21 protein-coding genes are annotated in these 21,359 nt (G+C 42.2%); 12 read left to right on the forward strand and 9 right to left on the reverse strand.

Features of this window, described 5'->3' with window-relative positions; translation table 11 throughout:
• The first annotated feature begins 396 nt into the window (after nucleotides 1–396).
• Both NSP_RS08780 and ilvC read left to right on the forward strand, forming a co-directional pair.
• A complete protein-coding gene (locus NSP_RS08780) occupies nucleotides 397–1,266 on the forward strand; it encodes an aldo/keto reductase (RefSeq protein ID WP_042201890.1) in 870 nt (289 codons plus the stop codon).
• 162 nt (nucleotides 1,267–1,428) lie between these two features.
• Nucleotides 1,429–2,424, forward strand: coding sequence for a ketol-acid reductoisomerase (ilvC, locus tag NSP_RS08785; RefSeq protein WP_006195321.1), 996 nt, complete (start codon nucleotides 1,429–1,431; stop codon nucleotides 2,422–2,424).
• A gap of 73 nt (nucleotides 2,425–2,497) precedes the next feature.
• Here the strand turns inward: ilvC and NSP_RS08790 are convergent, their stop codons facing one another.
• From NSP_RS08790 to NSP_RS08800, 3 genes are all read right to left on the reverse strand, one after another.
• Nucleotides 2,498–2,806 (reverse strand): hypothetical protein, encoded by a 309-nt coding sequence (locus NSP_RS08790; RefSeq protein ID WP_006195322.1) that lies wholly within the window; start codon nucleotides 2,804–2,806, stop codon nucleotides 2,498–2,500.
• Between the two features lie 395 nt (nucleotides 2,807–3,201).
• Nucleotides 3,202–3,309 carry a hypothetical protein gene (locus NSP_RS08795; protein WP_006195323.1) on the reverse strand — a complete coding sequence of 36 codons (108 nt, stop codon included), beginning with the start codon at nucleotides 3,307–3,309 and terminating at the stop codon, nucleotides 3,202–3,204.
• Nucleotides 3,310–3,311: 2 nt separating this feature from the next.
• A complete protein-coding gene (locus tag NSP_RS08800; RefSeq protein WP_006195324.1) occupies nucleotides 3,312–4,715 on the reverse strand; it encodes an amidase in 1,404 nt (467 codons plus the stop codon).
• 226 nt (nucleotides 4,716–4,941) lie between these two features.
• On the opposite strand from NSP_RS08800, the gene NSP_RS08805 reads away from it, so the two are divergent.
• On the forward strand, nucleotides 4,942–6,450 hold the full coding sequence (locus NSP_RS08805) for a hypothetical protein (RefSeq protein WP_006195327.1): 1,509 nt from the start codon (nucleotides 4,942–4,944) through the stop codon (nucleotides 6,448–6,450).
• A 61-nt stretch (nucleotides 6,451–6,511) separates the two neighbouring features.
• Here NSP_RS08805 and NSP_RS08810 read toward each other — a convergent pair whose 3' ends face one another.
• The 5 genes from NSP_RS08810 to NSP_RS08830 all read right to left on the reverse strand — a co-directional run bounded on the left by NSP_RS08810 (nucleotide 6,512) and on the right by NSP_RS08830 (nucleotide 9,897).
• Nucleotides 6,512–7,138 (reverse strand): Uma2 family endonuclease, encoded by a 627-nt coding sequence (locus NSP_RS08810; protein ID WP_006195328.1) that lies wholly within the window; start codon nucleotides 7,136–7,138, stop codon nucleotides 6,512–6,514.
• Nucleotides 7,139–7,262: 124 nt separating this feature from the next.
• Nucleotides 7,263–8,090, reverse strand: a complete 828-nt coding sequence (map, locus tag NSP_RS08815; RefSeq protein ID WP_006195329.1) for a type I methionyl aminopeptidase — start codon at nucleotides 8,088–8,090, stop codon at nucleotides 7,263–7,265.
• Nucleotides 8,091–8,253: 163 nt separating this feature from the next.
• On the reverse strand, nucleotides 8,254–8,763 hold the full coding sequence (locus NSP_RS08820; RefSeq protein ID WP_006195330.1) for a plastocyanin/azurin family copper-binding protein: 510 nt from the start codon (nucleotides 8,761–8,763) through the stop codon (nucleotides 8,254–8,256).
• A gap of 118 nt (nucleotides 8,764–8,881) precedes the next feature.
• The gene (locus NSP_RS08825) at nucleotides 8,882–9,301 is read right to left on the reverse strand and encodes a VOC family protein (RefSeq protein ID WP_006195331.1); all 420 of its coding nucleotides are present in this window, start codon (nucleotides 9,299–9,301) and stop codon (nucleotides 8,882–8,884) included.
• Nucleotides 9,302–9,387: 86 nt separating this feature from the next.
• Complete coding sequence (locus NSP_RS08830; RefSeq protein WP_006195332.1) at nucleotides 9,388–9,897, reverse strand: TIGR02652 family protein; 510 nt, start codon at nucleotides 9,895–9,897, stop codon at nucleotides 9,388–9,390.
• Nucleotides 9,898–10,138: 241 nt separating this feature from the next.
• Here NSP_RS08830 and NSP_RS08840 point away from each other — a divergent pair, with 241 nt between their 5' ends.
• The 3 genes from NSP_RS08840 (at nucleotide 10,139) to NSP_RS08850 (ending at nucleotide 12,567) form a co-directional block, all read left to right on the forward strand.
• Nucleotides 10,139–10,669 carry a gamma carbonic anhydrase family protein gene (locus NSP_RS08840; protein WP_006195334.1) on the forward strand — a complete coding sequence of 177 codons (531 nt, stop codon included), beginning with the start codon at nucleotides 10,139–10,141 and terminating at the stop codon, nucleotides 10,667–10,669.
• Nucleotides 10,670–10,907: 238 nt separating this feature from the next.
• Entirely contained in the window at nucleotides 10,908–11,033 is a 126-nt protein-coding gene (locus NSP_RS08845) for a photosystem II protein Y (protein ID WP_006195336.1), read from the forward strand.
• Between the two features lie 253 nt (nucleotides 11,034–11,286).
• A complete protein-coding gene (locus NSP_RS08850) occupies nucleotides 11,287–12,567 on the forward strand; it encodes a bifunctional folylpolyglutamate synthase/dihydrofolate synthase (protein ID WP_017803995.1) in 1,281 nt (426 codons plus the stop codon).
• Nucleotides 12,568–12,626: 59 nt separating this feature from the next.
• Here NSP_RS08850 and NSP_RS08855 read toward each other — a convergent pair whose 3' ends face one another.
• Complete coding sequence (locus NSP_RS08855) at nucleotides 12,627–13,925, reverse strand: ABC transporter substrate-binding protein (RefSeq protein WP_042201886.1); 1,299 nt, start codon at nucleotides 13,923–13,925, stop codon at nucleotides 12,627–12,629.
• Nucleotides 13,926–14,066: 141 nt separating this feature from the next.
• On the opposite strand from NSP_RS08855, the gene pilM reads away from it, so the two are divergent.
• From pilM to cobD, 6 genes are all read left to right on the forward strand, one after another.
• Nucleotides 14,067–15,173 (forward strand): type IV pilus assembly protein PilM, encoded by a 1,107-nt coding sequence (pilM, locus tag NSP_RS08860; RefSeq protein ID WP_006195340.1) that lies wholly within the window; start codon nucleotides 14,067–14,069, stop codon nucleotides 15,171–15,173.
• Between the two features lie 4 nt (nucleotides 15,174–15,177).
• Nucleotides 15,178–15,942 carry a PilN domain-containing protein gene (locus tag NSP_RS08865; RefSeq protein WP_006195341.1) on the forward strand — a complete coding sequence of 255 codons (765 nt, stop codon included), beginning with the start codon at nucleotides 15,178–15,180 and terminating at the stop codon, nucleotides 15,940–15,942.
• Complete coding sequence (locus tag NSP_RS08870; protein ID WP_006195342.1) at nucleotides 15,939–16,721, forward strand: hypothetical protein; 783 nt, start codon at nucleotides 15,939–15,941, stop codon at nucleotides 16,719–16,721. Before NSP_RS08865 ends, NSP_RS08870 begins: the two co-directional genes overlap by 4 nt.
• A gap of 77 nt (nucleotides 16,722–16,798) precedes the next feature.
• Nucleotides 16,799–19,279 carry a type IV pilus secretin family protein gene (locus NSP_RS08875; protein ID WP_006195343.1) on the forward strand — a complete coding sequence of 827 codons (2,481 nt, stop codon included), beginning with the start codon at nucleotides 16,799–16,801 and terminating at the stop codon, nucleotides 19,277–19,279.
• A gap of 480 nt (nucleotides 19,280–19,759) precedes the next feature.
• Entirely contained in the window at nucleotides 19,760–20,062 is a 303-nt protein-coding gene (locus tag NSP_RS08880) for an HU family DNA-binding protein (protein ID WP_006195344.1), read from the forward strand.
• Between the two features lie 26 nt (nucleotides 20,063–20,088).
• Entirely contained in the window at nucleotides 20,089–21,255 is a 1,167-nt protein-coding gene (gene cobD / locus NSP_RS08885) for a threonine-phosphate decarboxylase CobD (protein WP_006195346.1), read from the forward strand.
• Nucleotides 21,256–21,359: the final 104 nt, after the last annotated feature.

Here is a 21,359-nt window from a genome sequence, read left to right on the forward strand (position 1 = left end):
TCTCCTTTTGATCTTGGCATTCATCAGCCTCATTGTTTCGTGTTAATTAGTACAAACTGCAAACTCATTATGTGATGTCTGGTGAATCCTCGTAGATTAGGAAAGAATGAACCACGTTCGCGTTAGCGTCTCCCCTTCTCCCAAAGGGAGAGGCTAGCGCCAAGGGAGAAGGAACGAAGAACACGTTCGCGTTAGCGTCTCCCCTTGGGAGAAGGAAAGAGGGTTTGAGAGATATTTTGCGTAAGTCCTGTAGATACTTGGCTTTAAAGCGATTCAATGCATAATTATATTCTTTAAATAGTTTTCTGTTCAATAAACCCCTCCAGAGATGAATTGCCAAAAATCCCAGAGCAGTCAATAAATTAAGTAATGGTACTGCAAACTAAAACTAGAAGCATGGAAACCAAACAACTAGGAAACACAGGTGTATACGTGAGTGCAATCGGCCTAGGTGGAATGCCCATGTCAATATACGATCGCCCGCCGGAATCCCAATCAATCGCCGTCATACATCGCGCCTTAGATTTAGGCATTACATTTATTGATACTGCTGACTCTTACTGCAAAGATGAATCAGACAAACACCACAACGAGCGACTCATTCACCAAGCACTGACAAGTTACCAAGGTGATATCAGCCAAGTAATTGTTGCTACCAAAGGCGGTTTGATGCGTCCCGATGGTAGTTGGGGACGTAACGGCAACCCAGAACATTTGCGTCAAACAATTCGGGAAAGTTTTGAGATTTTCGGAGGAGACAAACCCATTGATTTGTGGCAATACCATTCTCCAGATCCTAACTATACCATAGAAGCATCCCTGACACCAGCTAAAGAAGCAGTAGAAGCAGGTTTGATTCGATTTGTGGGAGTTTCTAACTTTTCTGTCGAACAAATTAAACAAGCGCGGGATGTAGTGGATATTGTCTCTGTGCAGAATCAATACAGTCCTTGGCACAGACAGCCAGAAACCGATGGCGTGCTGCAATATTGTGAACAGGAAAACATCACCTTTTTGCCTTGGAGTCCCTTTGGGGGAATGCGTCGTCATGGAAACTTGCCAGATATTCAGGCGATCGCCCAAATAGCCCAAGAAAAAAACGTATCATTATACTGTATCGTCTTAGCATGGTTAAGTTCCAAATCCCCCTGTATTCTGCCCATTCCTGGCGCTAGCAAAGTTTCCAGCATCGAAGACACAGTGACTGCTGTAAATGTCAAACTATCAGATGCACAAGTGCAAAAAATAAATCAAGCCACTTCTTGACCAGTTATCAGTTATCAGTTATCAGTTATCAGTTAAGAAACATAATTGGGTTTAAGTTCCTGACTCAATTGGTATGATAACTGTTCACTGTTCACTGTCCACTGATTTAAGGTACAATCGAAAGCTGCTAATTAAAGACAATGCTGCTGACAGGAGATGCATATGGCCCGGATGTATTATGACGAAGATGCCAATTTAGACCTTTTGGCTGGAAAAACGATTGCCATTATTGGCTATGGTTCCCAAGGTCATGCTCACGCCCTTAATCTAAAAGATAGTGGTTTGAACGTGATTGTAGGACTATATCCGGGTAGTAAGTCAGCAGCAAAAGCCGAAGCAGCTGGTTTAACTGTGAAACCTGTCGCCGATGCTGCGAAAGCTGCTGATTTCATCATGATTTTGTTACCTGATGAAGTCCAAAAGACAGTTTACAAAGAAGAAATTGAACCAAACCTCGAAGCAGGAAACGTTGTCGCCTTCGCCCACGGCTTTAATATTCACTTTAGCCAAGTCGTACCACCTGCTAACGTAGACGTGGTAATGGTAGCACCCAAAGGCCCCGGACATTTGGTGCGCCGGACTTATGAACAAGGACAAGGCGTACCAGCCCTGTTTGCAGTTTATCAAGATGCTAGTGGTCAGGCACGCGATCGCGCCATGGCATATGCTAGAGGTATTGGTGGAACACGCGCCGGTATACTCGAAACCACATTCCGCGAAGAAACCGAAACCGATTTGTTTGGTGAACAAGCAGTATTGTGTGGTGGTTTAAGCGCCTTAATTAAAGCCGGCTTTGAAACCTTAGTCGAAGCAGGTTATCAACCAGAATTGGCTTACTTTGAATGTCTTCACGAAGTTAAATTGATTGTTGACTTAGTAGTAGAAGGCGGACTAGCCGAAATGCGTGATAGCATTTCAAACACAGCCGAGTATGGCGACTACACCCGTGGCCCTCGCGTTGTCAACGCCAACACCAAAGCTGAAATGAAGAAGATTCTCAGCGAAATTCAATCTGGACAATTTGCGCGGGAATTCGTCTTAGAAAATCAATCTGGTAAACCAGGATTTACCGCCATGCGCCGTCAAGAAGCCGAACACCCCATTGAAGAAGTCGGTAAAGACTTACGCGCCATGTTTAGCTGGTTAAAGAAAGTTTAATATTAATCTTGTGGGGTGGGCATCCTGCCCGCCCTTGCGTACCTACTCAGATAAAATATGTTGTAAGTCCTCACTAGAGATAACCCAAAAAAGAATTTATCCTAAACACAGCATAACGGACGCTTTTTTCATCAGTATATTCTGGATTAATGGGTATCTCATCGCAAGATTGCAGCACAATCACAGCCCGATAACGTTTACCATATTTAAATTGCTTGTCTTGAATATCCACACGGAGAATATTTTTTAGTGGTTCCTCGATAATTTGCTGAACACGTAAACTTTTTCGCTCTATAAATACCTGATTCAAACTTTTGTAGAAAATACAATTACTCACAGGTGTTGTTAATGCAACAGCACCAATAGCTATTTCAATTAACATACTTACATTTTTGAAAAACAGTAGGCGAAAATTTCCCCAGCAGTTAGTCCCCTTAAAATGGTTTCTTTGCCTGTGGTTACTGTTTTGGTAATTTGAATTGAGCAAGTCCTAAGTTGACAATTTCATAGACAAAACTATACTTATATTGACAAAAATCAATATATATTTTAGGAAAAAATCAACTACTTGATATATAATACGGTGATATCAAGTATTGAATTGAGACTATTGCCGACGCGAAAACCAAGCAATGATGGTGGTAGTCTTTTTCAGAAACTTAATTGGAACACAATCGCGTCTGGCTAAGGCGTGAAAGTCTACTGAGGGATAACTGCTCCCATGCTCCCGTTGAAGTAGAAAGTAAAGTCTAGTTTTGTCTAGGTTTTATATAGCAGCTACTGATATCCTTGCACCTGAGTGTAAGGCTGCAATTTTACCTTGTCTGCAATTTCTAAACCTGCAAACACGATAATTTGTGAGAGTTGTGCTAAAGTTGCCTGCATAATTAAGCTGATGTGGCAAAATCCGGACGATGTTGAATCCAAGGATTTGCGGCTTCTAATTGCGCCGCCAGACTAATTAAAGTCGCTTCCGCCGCCGGCTTACCAATTAGCTGTACACTCATAGGTAAACCATTACTATCAAATCCTACCGGAAGTGCGATCGCAGGTTGTCCGGTAGCATTAGAGGCTGGACAAGGTGCTACCCAGTGGACAATTTTCTGGAATGTCTCTTCTGGACTCAAATCAGCCCATTCTCCCACACGGATAGGTGAATGCAAATAAACTGGCAATACCAGTACATCTACGGTATCGAAAAACGCCACAATTTGCCTAGCTACTATCTGCATTTGGGAAACGGCGCGGAGATATTCACCCACAGAACCTGTGCGTGAGAACAGCAAACGATTCACTGGCTGTAACGCCTCAATGGGGATTCCCGCAGCCGCTACCCCACCTTGCCAAACGATTTGAAACGGTTCTATTAAAGCACTGAAATCAGGGCATTTCTCGGCGATTGTGTTACCCATTTCGGCTAATAATTTGACTGTTTGCAGTACCCCTTGTTGACAATTTGCGTCAGCTTCTCCCAAGGGCGGAATATTTGTACTAAAGGCAATTCGCAAATTACCGAGTTTTTCTGTGGTAGCGGCGAGAAATGAGGGTTCTGGGTTGGGTAACCAGCAAGGATCACCCGTGACGTAGCCAGACATGACATCTAAAAGGGCAGCTGCATCAGCCACAGTCCGCCCAATCGGTCCATTGGTAGCAATTCCCGCCAATTGATTTCCTACCGGTGCATTAGTCACTCTACCCCGTGATGGTTTGATACCTACCAAACCACAGCAAGCCGCAGGTCCCCGCACTGAACCGCCACCATCGGAACCTTGAGCTACAGCACATAATCCGGCGGCTACGGCTGCTGCTGCGCCACCACTGGAACCGCCGGGAGTGTATTCTAAATTCCAGGGGTTTCTGGCTGGGGTAAATCCCGTAGGTTCTGTGTAAGGAAATGAACCTAACTCTGAGGTGGCTGTTTTACCGAGAATAATAAATCCAGCTTGTTTAATCCGAGTTACTACTCCATCGTCGTAGTTAGGAATATTTTGTAATAATGCGGGATTACCGTAAGTACACGGTATGCCCGCGACAGGATTTAGGTCTTTAATGGAAATCGGCACACCGAAAAATGGCGGTAGTTCTGAGGTAGTTGCTAGGGTTTCAGTTTTGACTTTAGCATCTGCGATCGCCAATTCTGCTGTCACCGTAAAGTAACTTCCTAATTGGGGGTTAAATTGGGAAATCCTTTCTAAATATAAATCCACCAACTCCAACGGCGACACTTCCCGACGACGAATTAAGTCCGCCAATTCTACTGCTGGGGTAAAAGCTAAATCAATTTTATTCATAAGTCAGTTGATGGGCTAGTTTGTCGGTTGCTGAAATTTTTCCCGAAAATTGTTACTTTCATCTATTTTCCGGGAATAATGTATTATATAGATCCTGAAATTTGTCAATCAATCACGAGAAAGAACTTTTTTCGGCGGTGTGAGATTTTTACTCAAATCATCAAGTCGCTGCATAGTTATTTTAATTGTTTCGCATAAACTTTCGACAAATACCCAAGGGATATTTATGGCTAACCTCGAAAAAATTGTTAATGAACTCCCGCCACTTGTTCTGAGTCTGAAGTTAAATGTTGGTAATTCCGACGAAATTACGCCACAACTTGTGCTGATAAATAATATTCATGTTCAACTACTTCACCTGCAAACAATCATTAATCAAGAACTCCAATTAACCAAACTGACGAATTTATCAACTCATACTCTGCCTCGTCTTGGTACAATAGCAAGTCTGTTTCTAGATGATAGTTTTGTGTTAGAAACAGAGAATAATGCTAAAAGCAAATATATCACCGCGAAATTCGGCAACCCAAATACAGAAATCTCAATTAATGACTTACAATCAAAAATTGGTTATTGGATAGAATGGGGTGAATTTCTTCGGGTTATATCCACAGATATTTTAAATGAATCTCAATTAGTCAGTCAACTAAATTATCATCATCACCAGGTAAACTTATTTGCTGAATTTCAAAAAGTTAGTGAAAAATTAAAAATTAACTTAGCATTTACCAACCTTCAGATTTTACAGAAACAAGTCGAGCAACTCAGGAATACTCACAAAGATGCTGTGGAGCTAAAAGAAAAATTAAATGCTATTTTTGATAGTATTAATAACAGTCCTGACTTCTTAACAATTATTACAGGTGTATCATGTTTATGTGGTCAATCCGGCTTGACCTTAGAATGGTTGGATGATGACCAAGAATTAATTGTATCTAGTGATGGTAAATTTCAAGAATTAACCGAAATTATCCTGGAATATCAAATATTCCAGGAAACCGTTGATACTTTAATTTACGACATTAACACTTTAACGCAAAAAGCCGAGGAATTTCTCAACTATTTTCCCCCACAAACTCAGACAAAACCAGTTATTAATCATCAAGTAAAGGTAATACCAAGGTTTAGATTCCCAAAAATATTTCATCCTATTGTGATTATAGCTTCAAGTTTATTAGTCTTAATTTTTAGTGGATGGATAATTAAGCCAAAAATTCCAGATATTCAGCAAGTTTTATTCAGTTCTAATCGGGAAGAAACCGCAGTTGCTAAATTTAAATCTGCTCTCAAACTGGGTCTAGAAGCTTCCGCGCTGGTGAAAAATCCGCCCTATCCTGTGATAGTATGGCAACAAGCAGAAACCAAATGGCAGCAAGCAATCGATTTATTAGCTAGTATTCCTGAAGGAACATCTGTTTATACTCAAGCAACTGGTAAATTGGTTCGTTATCGCCGGAACCGTATTGCTATTTATGAAAAAGTTCTCAGTGAACAGAAAGCAACAGAAGATTTGCAAACAGCCCAAAAATTAGCAACAGAAGCTGCTTTTTTTGTGAAAAGTTCACCTCAGTCAGTGTTGGCTTTACAGCAAGCAAAAGACAAATGGGAACAAGCAATCAAGTTATTAGAAAATATTCCTCAAAGTACATCTATTTATCCAGAAGCTCAAGAAATTCTTCCTAGTTATAAAAGTAATTATGCAAGTATTAATATGATTATTCAAAGTTTACAATAATTTGTAGTCAAGCTTTTTTTATATGTTATAATTAAGTGTATCCTGCGGCATACGCTGATTACTAATTATGATCACTTCCTACCTGAAAAATTTGGTTTGGGGTCAAATTTAACTCTGGGAAGGCTGGGGATTGAATGCGATCGCTTTCCCGAAATTGGCTAACTTGATATTCACCATCAATGAGTTGATATACAGAAATGGTCGGGTGTTTGGGGTTCCCAATAAATTTTCTTCCTCCTAAAGCTAGATAATCCACTACCCAATATTCAGGAATACCCATTTCCTCATAATCAGCTAACTTTTTGTAGTAATCATCTCGCCAATTACTACTAACCACTTCAATCACCAATGGAACTGATGCACCTTGAGTAACAGTTGATTGTTTTTTCCATAACTCTTCATTGCCCAAGTTAGCACGATTCAAAATCAAAACATCTGGTGAATAAGCTGATTCGCTTTCAGGTGGTTTCACCAATGCTTGTTTAGGGATAGTATAGGGAAGATTTAGCCGTTTAATCTCAACAGATACTTCTAGAGTCAAAAATCCGCCAATATCTTCATGTTCTCCCAATGGCTGAGGCATTTCAACAATTACCCCATCATGTAATTCATAGCGTCTACCGTCAGGTTTCCACTCGACAAACTCTGCATAAGTTACTACTTTAGCTTTGGTTATGGCTTGAGTCATAAAACCTCAAATATCAGTTATCAGTGAACAGTTAACAGTTATCAGTGAACAGTTATTAAGCCGATTTAATTGGAAATATAGACCCAATTATCTCTCTTGACTGATAACTGATAACTGATAACTGTTAAACTTTGGTGCGGTCTGTTAAAATCTCGTAACCTGTTTGTGTCACTAAGACTGTATGCTCAAATTGGGCTGATAGTGAATTATCTACAGTTACAGCTGTCCATCTGTCAGATAATATTCTGGTATGCTTAGAACCTGCATTCAAAATTGGTTCAATTGCTAAAGTCATTCCAGCACGCAGTTTGACATTTGGCATTTCGCGGGTGCGGAAGTTGAAAACTGAAGGTTCTTCATGTAGATTACGACCAACACCATGTCCGGTAAATTCTTCAACTACACTGAAACCATTGGCTTTTACATGGTCTTCGATTGCTCCCGCCAAGTCAAGTAAATAAGTTCCGTCTTTGACTTGTTCAATACCTTTAAAAAGAGCTTCTTCCGCGACGCGAATCAGTTTTGCCGCATCTGGGGTAACATCACCCACGGCAATTGTAATGCAGGAATCACCATGAAAACCTTGATAATAAGCGCCTGTATCTACTTTTAAGACATCCCCGGTACGAATTACTTTTTTAGCATTGGGGATGCCATGCACTACTTCATTATTAATACTGGAGCAAATAGAACCTTTAAAACCGTGATATCCCTTAAAGCTGGGTGTCGCATCCATTTCGCGGATACGTTTTTCTGCATAAGCATCCAAATCGGCTGTAGTCATTCCTGGTTTGACAAGCTCAGAAATTTCTTTGAGTACAGTCGCCACAATTTTTCCTGATTCCCGCATGATTTCAATTTCACGGGGCGATTTAATTTCAATACCTCGGCGTTGTTTTTTTGCAGGTTGAGGCTGAGTTTTTTGAGCGAGCAAGTTACTGAGAATGTTCATGGGGAATTAATAATTACTGGCGTTTTACTGCTACGGTGGTAGCATTTTTGTTTAATTACAAACTATCTTTAAGTTAACTTATTTTCGCGTTTCCCCAGTTTTGATTTTCTCAATAATCAAATCTAGTAACCATCATTGTGGTTTTCAGGGAACAGGGAAATGGTCAGTTGATGAGAATTTCTCCTTTCATCCCTGCTTCTGTATGTCCTGCTATGGAACAGTGTAATTCGTAACTGCCGGGTTTCATGGGTACAAATACCCATTCTGCTTCACCACCGGGCTGAAGTTCTAGTTCATGAATTGCTCCTTTAACTTCTACTTTGCCGGCTTGGACTTTTTGTGTCCAGATAGCATCTGCAAAGTCTTTGGCCGTGAAATAATGCTTTAATTGGCTGGGATTATTCAGGCGCAATAGATAGCGTTTACCAGGCTCAAATTCTAAATGATCGGGTTCAAATTTGAGTTCGTTAGCAGAATTACCTAAACTAATTGTAATTTCTGTTGCTGGTTGTTTGAGAATGTTGTCTGTGAGGTTGGATGCGATCGCCTGACCATGACTCACAAAACCCAAGCACAGCAACAAACATACTATAGTTATCCGCCAAGTTGTTTGCAGTCCAGCCGGAAAAGATTGGTATAAAATTTTGTGATTTATTTTAAATAACCAAGTCATTATTATCAGTAGCCTTCATAAAAGTTACTCATTAATTATTCTCCATTAACGGGTGCAGATAAATCAAGAACCTCACCCCCAGCCCCTCTCCTTACCAAGGAGAGGGGGGTGTCAATTTCTATGCCAAACAGCGAATAAATTCTAGGGGTAAGCCATCAGTATCAGCAATAAAAGCTACTTCCCAGATGCGATCGCCTATTTGCTGCTGTGTCGGTGCTAAAAGTATTTTCAGGGGTGGTAAATCTGCTACCTCATCTACACGTAATTGTAAATTTGTCAACCAGCTAGGTAAATCTGATGTAATTTCAGTTAAATCAAAAGACAGATGATAATAGCCGACATAATGCTCATCGCCAAAAGCATCCGGGGCTGGTTTTGGTTCAGGAATTTGGATTAATTCAATTCTCCCAGACAATCCCTCCATCCAGCAAGCCAGGGTATAGCCTGTGGTGAAGCGTTCACAAATTGTAAAACCTAACTGTTCATAAAAAGCGATCGCTTGATGAATATTCGCAGTCCGAATTGAAGCGTGGTGCATAATTTAATCATTTGTCATTGGTCATAGGTCATTGGTCATTGGTCAATATGCTTTTTCCGTGACCAGATGACCAATAACTGTTGACTTTACTCAAATAATCGGAAATAGGGATAGCGTACAGGGACACCAGGCTCTTTTTCCAAATCAAAATTAATCACATCCCAACAAGGGTCTTCCGAAGCATCGGGACTAAAATCCACAGGTAAGCCGTATAATCGTGCAGAGGTAGCTTCCGGCTGTCCAGAACGCCAAGGAGTACTGCGTTCTAAATAACCACTCATCAATTCCTGATAACGTTTAGCAATAATTACCCGTGTTGCTCGGTAACCTTGAGTGTACAGCTTATCCAGTGCCTCGTGGATTTCAAAGCGAATCCCATCAGGATGGGTGTGCTGTCTATACCATTCATTATTCCAGCGTCGCCAATGACGACCCGACTGTAGATGAACTAACTCTCCAGTTTTAGGATTAGCCTCAAAAGCACCATGACGCGTACACAAATACGTATCTGTTAGTGTCAACGCCGGAATAGTCTGACGACAGTGGGGACACTGAATGTCAGAGCCAAATATGGGGTACTGCAAACCTGGATTCATCATGAAGTGCGTACAAACATAGTTTCGTCTTCACCAGCACCAGTGAGTTGGATATGACACTTCGGCTCCTCTATTTTAGAGGCTTGCTCGTTGCAGCAAAGAAACGGAGTTACAGCGCCAACAATTTTCACTAGCATCTGACTCAGTTTAGAGACATGAAACCGTGATATCCTGGTTGTGCAACCAGCCTCAAAGTTTAGCGTTTCTCCAGTGTTCCTGGGTACCATATTCATATTCTATCGTGTCTACAGCTTCTTACTGGCCATCTCCCGATTTTTCTCTCGCCGCCTTCATCGCAGCCAACGCTGTGGTTATCGGTTCGGTCAACATTCAAGCCGGAGCCAGCATTTGGTATGGTGCAGTAGTCAGGGGAGACGTGGAACGCATTGACATTGGCGAATGTACAAACATTCAGGATGGGGCCATTTTACATGGTGATCCAGGTTTACCAACAATTTTAGAAAATCATGTCACCGTAGGGCATCGCGCCGTGGTACATTCAGCCTACATTGAACATGGCTGTTTGATTGGCATTGGTGCAATTATTTTAGACGGCGTAAGAGTAGGTCATGGTAGCATTATTGGTGCTGGTGCAGTAGTCACTAAAAATATCCCCCCCCTGTCTCTAGTCGTCGGTGTTCCCGGTAAAGTATTGCGCCAAATTTCAGAAGACGAAGCAGCAGAACTAATCGAACACGCAGAGCGTTACAAAAACTTAGCCTTGGTTCATGCCGGAAAAGGAAATGATCTTGGCTTTTACCCAAAGAAATAGCTCAAAATATTGTAATATAACTATATATTGGTCAGGTCATACCAGACAATAAATTATTCTATTTTGTGGGATGGGCATCCTGCCCTTCCTTAGTGAGCAGTAATGCTTACAGTCAGCCTCAGCCAAAGCTCACATATTTTTTGCAGATAGGATGGGGAAAATTCACCAATTTATCTCAAAATAAACATGAGAGCAATTGATAAAACTTTAATTTTCGCTTAAAAGAGGGGTTCTAAAAATGGATATCGATTACCGTATTGCCGTCGTTATTGCACCAATTGCCATTGCTGCTAGTTGGGCTGCTTTTAACATTGGAGCCGCCGCTTTAAGACAAGTGCAAAACTTTTTAAACAAAGAAGCCTAAATTTCAGCAAAATTCTCCATAAAATCGGCTGTTTCCCTAATTCAGGGCAGTCGATTTTTTTAAATTCGGGTATCCCTCGCTGTTAATTACAGCAGTTTTCATGTATTTAGACCACACTCTTAATTCCTCTGGTGCGCCTTTGCGCCTCTGCGTGTTAGCGTAGCGGGGCGTAGCCCGACATAAAAATGTGGTTCATTTAGCTGAAAATCGCTGTAACTCCTTCTCTGAACTGTTTTGTCTGTCTTATCTGTTTGTGGATATTAATTCTTTACTCAAACCCTTTCAGCATTTCGGCGTTCATCTGGGACTGTCGCGCATTATCAAACTCTTGGCAAATCTGGGAAACCCTCACCACCAAGTCCCAGTAGTTCACGTTGGCGGTACTAACGGTAAAGGTTCGGTTTGTGCTTATATTTCCTCAGTATTGACTGAGGCTGGTTATCGTACAGGATGTTATACTTCTCCTCATTTAGTTGATTGGACTGAACGCATTTGCATCAATAAACAGCCAATTTCCTCTGAGGAATTTAGCCAATTAATATTACAAGTCCAAGAGGCTATTCAACCTGATGATGAGTACCCAACTCAGTTTGAAATAATTACCGCAGCTGCTTGGTTGTATTTTGCTCAAGCTAAAGTCGATGTCGCAGTCATTGAAGTGGGTTTGGGTGGGCGTTTGGATGCGACTAATGTTTGTCACCAGCCATTAGTGACAATCATTACATCAATTAGCCGTGAACACTGGCAGCAACTCGGTCCCACTGTGGCTGATATTGCTAGAGAAAAAGCCGGAATTATTAAACCAGGATGTCCGGTTGTGGTGGGGAATTTGCCACCAGATGCAAAAAAAGTTGTGCGTTCCGCTCTTAGCGGCAGCGCTTCGCTATCGCGCGCTCAAGAATTACAATCGCTATATATTACGCCTCAACCTGCTACCCAAATCGCTCCCGGATGGGCTGAATATCAAAGTCTGGAAAATTCCCAAATCATTCAATATCCTTTGCCATTAGCAGGACAAATTCAATTAACAAATTCTGCTGTGGCTTTAGCTGCTTTAGAAATTCTCCAAAGCAAAGGTTGGGTGATTTGTCAAGAGGCTATTGTGAATGGGATGAGTAAAACGCAATGGCCGGGACGAATGCAATGGGTGACTTGGAAGCAACAAAAATTATTAATTGATGGCGCGCATAATCCAGCCGCAGCGCAGGTACTGCGAGATTATGTCGATAGTTTAGATACGCCTAATATAACTTGGGTAATGGGAATGCTGGCGACTAAAGAGCATACCGAAATTTTTCAAGCTTTACTGCGATCGCATGACCAATTATATCTCGTCCCGGTACCAGATCATAGTTCAGCTAATCCTCTAGAATTAGCCAAAATAGCTCGTGAAATTTGTCCAGAATTATCCATCTGTCAAACTCATCCAAACTTATCATCAGCCCTAGAAGCAGCCTTTAATCAAACAAATAATCAAGTTGTTTTGTGTGGTTCCCTCTATTTAATCGGGCATTTTTTCACAATTTCACCGTAATATCAAAGTCTCTGAATCAGTATATTGTGGGGTGGGCATCTTGCCCGCCCTCTTAGACATCACCGACTATCCCATTCTTGGGCTGCATCTTCTAAGGCTTGCTCTACAGTCTTTTGTTCTAACATTGCTGCTTGCAAATTTTCATAAATTGCCTTTTGCAGACGTTTAGAATCTTTCAAAGTTGGAGTTAAAATCTCTGCTTGTTGCAATTGTTTAGCACTAATTACCCTCGCCCTTTCCACTGTGGAAGCCGTATCAGGAACATTTTGAAAGTAACTATCTGCCAGTGCCTTCTTTGTAGATGGTAACACATTAGCAGCTTTGGCAAAAGCTAGCTGATTTTCGTCATTGGTGAGAAATAAAGCAAACTTGACCGCAGCGTCCGGGTGTTTGCTGGCGCGGGGGACAACGACATTCATCACAGCCACATTTTTTTTACCAGTATCACCAGTCAATTGGGGTGCTATGGCTGAAGCTGCGGCAATTTGTGGCGCATTATTGGCTATAGTCTTGAGAAACTCAGGCCCAGAAGCCAAAAAAGCCGTTTGTCCAGACTGGTATAAATCAATTGCATGGCGATGTCCTTGGGTTAAAGATTCTCTGGGAAGTAGCCCTTTTTTATACAAATCTACCCAGTATTGAAACGCTGCTTTACCTTCTGGAGAATTAAAAGCCGCCTTACCCTCGGTATTTACTAGAGTGACTCCCATTTGCACAAATGATTCTAAAACTTCTCCGGAATCTTGCGGTGCAAAAGTCACAAAAAAAGCATATTTCCCGGTCTTATCTTGAATTTTCTGGGCAAAATCTGCTAATTCTGCGTAGGTTGCTGGTGGTTGAGTGATACCTGCCTGTTTTAATAAATCAATGTTATAAATAGTTAACCGTGTAGTGAGGTACCAGGGAATACCAAAACTCTTACCATTGAGGGTGCTAGCTTGCCAGATATTCGGTAGATAGGAGGAACGTTCTGCATCTGAGATTTTTGTATCCAAGTCTAACCACGCATTTCTTCCCGCCAGTTGGGAAGCAAAAACTGGGTTGAGATTCACAACATCAGGTGGCGTATTTGCTGAAACAGCTGTTAAAATCTTGTTCTCCATTGCCGACCAAGGTATATCCACCCAGTTTACCTTTATACCGGAATTTTGAGTTTCAAAATTCCCAATTAGGCTTTGGAAATAGTCGTTGAATTGAGGTTGGAGTTGCATTGTCCAAAACTCAACAGTCGCCTCTGCTGAAGCAGGCTGTTGTGTATTTTTACCAACATTGGCAGCGCTACAACTTACCATCCAACTGGTTAATAAGCCAATTAACGCCCAAGCAGCCAGTTGTTTGAATTTTCGCAATTGCATCATCTTAGCAGTATTATTACGCTTGATCGGGGTGAAAAAATTATGGAAAATTGTCGAGATTATAGGCTAAATCAGTTACTTAGTCATCAGCAAATTCTTTAGTATCATTTAAATTTACTATTTAGCAGTCTACCGGGGAAAACTGTGGTTAAAAGCTTCAATAATCTGTTGAGCAAATTTAATAAAGGGGTAGGTATTGAACTTACACCAGAACGAGTGAATTTAGTTCAGCTACGCAAGCAGCGCCAAGGCTTGAAATTAGCAGCGCTGACATCAGTACCGGTCCCCGCAGGTGTAATTGTCGATGGTCAAATTATTGACATTTCCACAATGGCGGAATTAATTCAGCAAGCACTGGCTCAGAGTAAAATCAAAACCTCTCGTGTGGCTACTGGTGTACCAGGACGAGATTCTATAGTCCGTGTAATACATGTGCCGGCTGAGTTAGACGACAAAGAATTAAGGGATATGGTATTAAACCACGAAGCCGGGTTGTATTTACCCTATGCTCGTGAAGAAGCTGATGTAGATTATCAAAAACTTGGCTACTTTGTAGATGATGATGGCATTGAAAAAGTCCAGGTTTTGTTAGCAGCTACCCGCAAGGAAATAACTGATACCTATCTTAGTACTTTTGAACAGGCAGGATTGCAAGTCGATATTTTAGAGATTAACAGTTTTGCCCTGATTCGGACAATTCGTGATCAACTGCGGCAATTCGGGCTGGAAGAAGCGGCTGTAGTCGTTGATATCGAGTTCGATAGTACAGAAATAGTGATTTTGATTAATGGCGTACCGCAATTTTCGCGCAGTGTGCCTATTGGTACTTATCAAATGCAAATGGCTATCTCTAGGGCGATGAGTTTACCTACATCACGGGATATGGGATTGTTACAAGGAATGGTTATTCCCGCAAATCCTCTAGATGGTGGGCAGACTGGAGTTACTGACATCAATCCTAGTCTGGCAGCTTTATTGAGAGTTTTGGGTGAACTCACAGATGAACTGCGCCGTTCTATCCATTTTTACATCAGTCAAAGTGAAAACTTGGAGGTGGTGGAGATTTTCTTAGCAGGGCCAGGGGGCGGACTACAACAGCTAGATGAGTTTTTCAGTCAAAGACTGGGCTTACCAACTACTCAAATTGATCCCATTGGGTTTTTGTCTTTGCAAGTTGATGAGGAAAAGTACCCCAAAGGAGAACGTTGTGGGTTAGGGATAATACTTGGTCTGGGAATGCGGGAGGTGTGACAAAATGTACAGTTTAGATGTTAATTTTCTGAAAGACCGCGCTGGTTACGAAACCACGGCGAAAAAAAGACTGGAATTTAAAATGCCGGAGGGAGATTTAACACCACTGTTTGTGGGTCTGGTTATTGGTATTGGTATTCCGGCTTTTTGCGGGGCTGGTTGGTGGTTTTTGCAAGGGAAAAATACTGAATTACAGCAGGAGATAGCACAATTAGAGCAAGAAAACAAGAAGTTAGAAGTTGAGATTGGTAATATTAACAAAATTCGGGAGGAGACAAAACTAGTTAAAGCGGAAACACAGGGTTTAGTGACAGTGTTTGATCAAATTCGCCCTTGGTCTGCTATGTTACAAGATTTACGCGATCGCATTCCAGCAGCAGTGCAAATTGAAACCATCCAGCAAATTGAACCCACTTCCCCAGGACGAGGACAGCAACCCACCAAACTGGTTGCAGGATTGGAAATTACCGGAATTGCTAGTTCTTTCAACGATGTCAATGATTTTGTCTTGACTTTGCAACAGTCTAAATTCTTAGAGTCGTCCGACAGCAAAATTACCACAGCCACCTTAGTAGATGCACCACTACCACCAGGTACTAATGAAAATGATGTGGAAATCAAACTACCACCAGTAGTGCGGTACACAATAAAATCAACTATGAGTGATGTTCCGGCTTCTGAGTTAATGCGGGAATTAGAGCAAAAAGGCGCAGTGGGTTTAGTCAGTAGAATTCGCAGTATCCAAGAAATAGGAGTCATTTCAAAATGACAGTCAGTCAAGATTTGAATTTTGATGAACAAAGTGGGGAATTCGGTTCAGAAGCATCAGCACCAGTAATTTTTGGTATTACCCTCACACCCAAAATAATGGGCATTCTCCTGGGTGTATTGGGAATTGGGGGAGCAGCATATATGATACTCAACATGATCATGCCAGCATGGGAAACTTATCAGCAGCGACGAACACAAGCTAATGATTTGCAAGGTCAAGTTGACCAAAAACAAGCCAGTGTTAAACAAATTGGGCAAGTAAAGGCGGAATTAGCCCAAGCAAAGCAAGAAACCATCCAGGTGTTAAGTTTATTTGCCGATGAAAACACCTTAGATACTCTATTACTGGATATAAATCGTTTAGTTGAGTCTGGTAATGCTGAAGTTCCGGCTAATGCAGTCACAGCCAAACTGCAAAAATTTGAGCCAGACTCAGAGCCTCCAGAACCAATTACTGATGGCTCTCTCGGACCTACTGTAGATGGCAAATTGAAACGCAGTAGTATTAAGGTGGAAATTGAGGGAACTTTTGCACAAACGCAATCAATTATGCGTAATATTGAGCGTTTGCAGCCGTTGTTAATTGTTAAAAATTATCAAGCGAGATTGACTCCTGAACCGACTAATAACTCACAAGACGAAGAAGAAGTGATTGTTCGGGTAGGACCAGCACCCATTACTACCTCTTTTGAACTACAGCCATTAATGCCACTTAATCCAGAGGAAATTGCAGCTAGAAAGGCTCAGGAGGCGGAAGCAGCAGCCCCGAAGAAATAAAGTGTTGAGTACAAAGACGAAGAGTATTACTCAAAAATAGTTGGTGAATAGGTGTTTTATATAGTGAGGAATGAACGGTGAAACAATTTCACGGTAATGGTGTGATCTTAGGCGCTGCTGCTTTTGCATTTATTGCAGCGCAACCAGCAGCAGCCCAAATTGCTCAAATAACTGGGGTGAAGCTCAATCCAGTTAATGGGGGAGTGAGCGTAGTTTTGCAAACTTCTTCCGGGTCGCGTCCCCAAGTTTTCACCACAAAAAGAGGTAATGCTTTAGTCTCAGATATTATTAACACTCAATTGCGTTTACCACAAGGCAATAATTTTCGCCAAGATAACCCGGCGGCGGGAATTGCTTCGGTGGAAGTTATGCAACTGGATGCCAATAGTATCCGGGTAATGGTGACTGGTAGTAATAACGTCCCCACCAGTCAACCTTTGGTGCGAAAGTCCAATGAAATTACTCTCAGTTTTACGCCATCTGCAACTACAGCCTCAACAGGAACACCCTCGGCTTCAACTCCAGCCCCATCTACTCCAGATGTTCTGGTTCCTAACCCAAAAATCTCCATTGACGGCAGACCTGCGCCACCAGCTAGCCCTAGTCAACCTGTGAGTCAAGCGCCGCCTTTTTTACCCAGAGCCGTCGCCCCACCGGTGGGAGATATCTCTGTTTCTAATACAGATGCGTCTCCTACCACCATTGACTTAGGCACAAACGAACGTGTACCCCGTTTAGTATTGAGAGATGCACCAGTCCGCGAGGTTTTGTCATTGCTGGCTCGTGCGGCTGGGATGAATTTGGCTTATGCAGGAGGAGAAGATGATGATAAGCCAAATCAGCAAGCTTCTGGGGGTAGTTCTGATGAAGCTAAACCAATAGTTTATCAAACAATCTCTTTGGATATAGAAAACGAGCCAGTGCAAGATGTGTTTAACTACGTTTTGCGCCTGAGTGGTTTAGAAGCTAATCGCAGTGGACGCACGATTTTTGTGGGGCCTAAACTGCCTAATTCTACTCGTGATGTTGTAGTACGTAACCTGAGACTGAATCAAGCAGCAGTACCAGACATTTTAAGGGTTTTAGTTAACTTGGGAGCAGAAAGTGCTGTCAATGCTGAACTAAAGACAACTAGGGTTACTACAGCGGTAATCGGCGAAGAAGATTCAGAAGAAAAAGAAACTGAAGATACAGAACTTACGGCTCAACGAATTAAATTTGTTGACTCAACTCCCATATTGCGAGGTTTACAAGTATCAGGAGACGTGCGAACCAATACTATTACATTGATTGGTCAGCCTAAGTTAGTTGAAATTGCGATGTCTCAAATTGTGCCGCTTGATCTTCGCCGTCGTCAAGTGGCAGTTAACGTCAGAATTATTGATGTTAACCTCTTAAATACTCAAGACCAGAATGCCAGTTTTTCCTTTGGTATTGGTAATAACTTCTTTGTTAGTGACGGTGGTGCAGCAGCGCTGAACTTTGGTGGTGTTAATCCTCCTAGTCAGTCTCAAGCACTTAACAGTTTAACTACCCCAACAGTTATCCCAAATCCTTATTCAGGATTTTCGGGTTTTGTTGACCCAAATAACCCCATCGCTGTCCCTGGAACTGGCGTGGGTCAAGTAGTTATTGATAGAGGGCGAATAACTGAAAATAGACCTGGAGGTGCTGCGATCTTTCCCAGTCCTCTTAGTGGAGTTTCATCCGATCCATTTCAGACAGGGATTAGGAATATCACACAAGGAACACCGACTGTCACCACTATCACTGATGTTCCTGCTGTTCCTCCGACTTTTGATGCTGAAGGTAATCTCACCAGCCCTGGTAGTCCTGCTACTACAACGACTCAAACTACTCTCGGAACCCCAGGGTCAATTATCACTAGTCTTCCATCACTTTATCAGTACCCTAAACGTCTTCTTGCGAGTTTGCAAGCTCAAATCCAAAATGGCAATGCCAAAATTTTGACTGACCCCACTTTAATTGTGCAAGAAGGTCAAACGGCTGACGTTAGATTAACTCAAGAAGTTGTGGGTAATATTATTAGGGAAATAACTCGTGGTGATGGCACTTCTTCAGAATCCGTTACAGCTGATAAAGTAAACGTAGGTTTAACTCTAGCTGTGAAAGTTGACCGAATAGATGATAATGGTTTTGTCTCCCTTTCTGTGTCCCCAAGTGTTTCATCTCCTCAAGCTCCAGCCGAAATAAATTTGGGTGGTAGTGGTAGCCAAAGAATATTTTTGGTTTCTACACGTTCGCTGACTTCTGGTACTATTCGCCTGCGAGATGGTCAGACCCTAATTCTCTCAGGTATCATTCAAGAGTCAGACCGAACAAGTGTTTCTAAGCTTCCTATTTTGGGTGATCTTCCTCTGATTGGTTCGCTGTTTAGAAGAACAAACAGACAAAATCAGCGTCAGGAGGTAATTGTGCTACTCACACCTCAAATTATGGATGACTCTGAGAACTCGGCTTATGGCTATAATTACACCCCCAGCCCAGAGGTACGGCAAATGCTTGAGCGTCGTGGGTTGAATGCGCCGAGGCGATAAGTAGCCCTGGAACCCTGAGAAATCGCAGCTAGACAAACCAAGTCCGCCTGCGCGGACTAATAGGAAATTCTGAATTTCAAACCCGCGTCGGTGGTCACTGAGCAGTTCGACAAGCTCACTGTAACACTTGTCGAAGTGCGGGTTTTATCTATTTCTTGTTTTGGAATTTGGAAATTTGAAATTGACAGCCAGGGCATTTCATCAGTATTTTTGCAAGTTTATGTATAATTTCTCGTGAAAAAACACTGAAAAATCACAAAAAATCCTGAAATCTATATAAATTAATGGTTTCATCTATCCACTTCAGGCTACAACACCTTAGAATGATTCATTGAAAAGTCGAGCCGATGGGATGTACAGCCATTTTTTATGTAAATACTTCCAAAGGACGACTTTTGTAATTCTCTGTTTGGAGAATTAATTAAAGATGCCACAGAGTGCAACAGTAAAGAATCTCAAGTAAACATCAAGGAGTTTGATATGAACAAGGGTGAATTAGTTGATGCTGTGTCTGAAAAGGCTAGTGTTACCAAAAAACAAGCCGATGCTGTGTTAACTGCGGCGTTGGAAACGATTATCGAAGCTGTTTCTTCTGGCGATAAAGTCACGCTAGTCGGATTTGGTTCCTTTGAATCTCGCGAACGCAAGGCTCGTGAAGGTCGTAACCCCAAAACCAATGAAAAGATGGAAATCCCTGCCACCAGGGTTCCTGCTTTCTCTGCTGGTAAGCTTTTTAGAGAAAAGGTTGCACCCCCAAAAGAACCCAAAGAAGTAAAAGAATAGATCACATTTTAGGAGACCTCTTTTTGATGCGGCAACCAGTTCACGGCGGAAATTTAGTTTGGGCAGCAGCACTAGCTGGTTGTCCACCTGAAGCTATTGTGGATTTTTCTGCCAGCATCAGTCCATTGGGGCCACCAAAGAGTGCGATCGCCGCTATTTATTCTCAAGTTGGTAATCTTAGACACTATCCTAACCCAGACTACAGTGACCTAAGACTTGCTCTGGGTCGCTTTCATCAACTACCTTCTGAGTGGATTTTGCCAGGGAATGGTTCAGCAGAATTACTGACTTTAGCAGGTAGAGAGTTAGCAAACTTATCCGCAACAACGTTAATTACTCCAGCCTTTGGCGATTATTACCGCACCCTCACGGCATACAACGCTAAAATTCTGGAGTTTCCCCTTTCTTTAGATGGGGAATGGGGAATGGGAAATGAGATGGAAAAATTTCTTACCCCCTGCCCCCGGCACCCTGCCCCCCTGCCTCTTCCCCCCTGCCCCCGGCACCCTGCCCCCCTGCCTCTTCCTCCATCCGCAAGTTCGGGATTATTGCTGAATAATCCTCATAATCCCACGGGGAGGTTATTCTCACGAGAGGCGATTTTGCCTTATTTGGAGGAATACGCTTTGGTGGTGGTGGATGAGGCGTTTATGGATTTTGTGCCACCTGATGCGGAACAAAGCCTAATTGGGGTGGTACAGGACTATCCAAATTTAGTAGTATTGCGATCGCTCACGAAATTTTACAGTCTGCCGGGACTAAGATTAGGATATGCGATCGCTCACCCTGAGCGTCTTTCTCTATGGCAATCATGGCGCGATCCTTGGCCTGTAAATACCTTAGCCGCAGCCGCAGCAGTTGCAGCCGTCCAAGACCAAGAGTTTCAAGAACTCACCTGGAAATGGCTAACACCGGCACGAAACCAACTTTTTCAAGGTTTAGCCTCAATTCCCGGTTTACAGCCTCTAGAGGGCGCTGCTAACTTCTTACTGGTGAAATCAGAACAATCGGTTTTGCAGTTACAAAAAAAATTACTCCAGCATCACCAAATTTTAATTCGTGATTGCCTGAGTTTTAAAGAATTAGGCGATCGCTTTTTCCGAGTTGCTGTCCGTTCCGAGGCTGATAACCAACGTTTATTAACAGCCTTATCTTCAATAACTGATGAAGGTAGACCGATATCCCACAAATAACGTAGAGACGTTGTAAAAAATCTAGAGACGTAAAACTGCAACGTCTCTACAAAGGTTCAACGAAGATGCATATTGTAATTTGACAAATGACCAATGACCAATGG

Origin of the sequence: Nodularia spumigena CCY9414 (assembly GCF_000340565.2) — a bacterium.
Taxonomy (GTDB): Bacteria; Cyanobacteriota; Cyanobacteriia; order Cyanobacteriales; family Nostocaceae; genus Nodularia; species Nodularia spumigena.